We start from the raw sequence: 546 nt of genomic DNA, 5'->3' as shown, positions 1-546 counted from the left end.
ACCAAAGCCTCCAAAAGCTCCGAGAAGCCCAAGACCACCGAGACCTCCAAGGCCTCCGAAACCGCCGAAACCGCCGAAACCACCAACTCCGCCGGGCGGTTGGTCAACCTTGAGTTTTTCGGCATGGCTGACTCAGTAAGCTCTAACGCGGCGTTGATTGTCCATTCCAAATGTCCGCTTTGCGACCAAGGCTACTCACGGGCCTCAGCTAAACAAAACCGAACATTCGAGCCAAGGCTTTTCTCCAGAGCCTCAAAGCCAATCACCGCCAGTTCACACAGTATGATTGGCGGAGCATATTGCAGATGCTGAATGATTGACTGGCAGAGATGTCCATGCTTGGCTAAGCTGCTGTTTTATAAATTGATGTTCAGCGGGATTGATGCTTCAAAGTCAGTAGTAATCACGCAATCAAATTTCTGCAATGATAGAGCGCGCTGCCTAATTGCTGTTAGCTTTTTGGAGAAAAACACATGGCGATTGAATCATGGCTTGCGTTTGTCGTCGCGTCGGCCGTTCTGTTGGTGATCCCTGGCCCGACGATTC

1 protein-coding gene is annotated in these 546 nt (G+C 50.9%); it reads left to right on the top strand.

Going from position 1 to position 546, the window contains the following annotated elements; all coding sequences use genetic code 11:
- Nucleotides 1-312, top strand: a 312-nt coding sequence (locus ACFC20_RS17535; RefSeq protein WP_375194107.1) for a hypothetical protein, incomplete at its 5' end; no start/stop codon positions are given.
- Nucleotides 313-546 lie beyond the last annotated feature (234 nt).

Source organism: Marinobacter sp. (assembly GCF_041984545.1).
Lineage (GTDB): Bacteria > Pseudomonadota > Gammaproteobacteria > Pseudomonadales > Oleiphilaceae > Marinobacter.
Note: the sequence above shows the minus strand (reverse complement) of the source record. Positions and strands in the feature narration are given on the sequence as shown.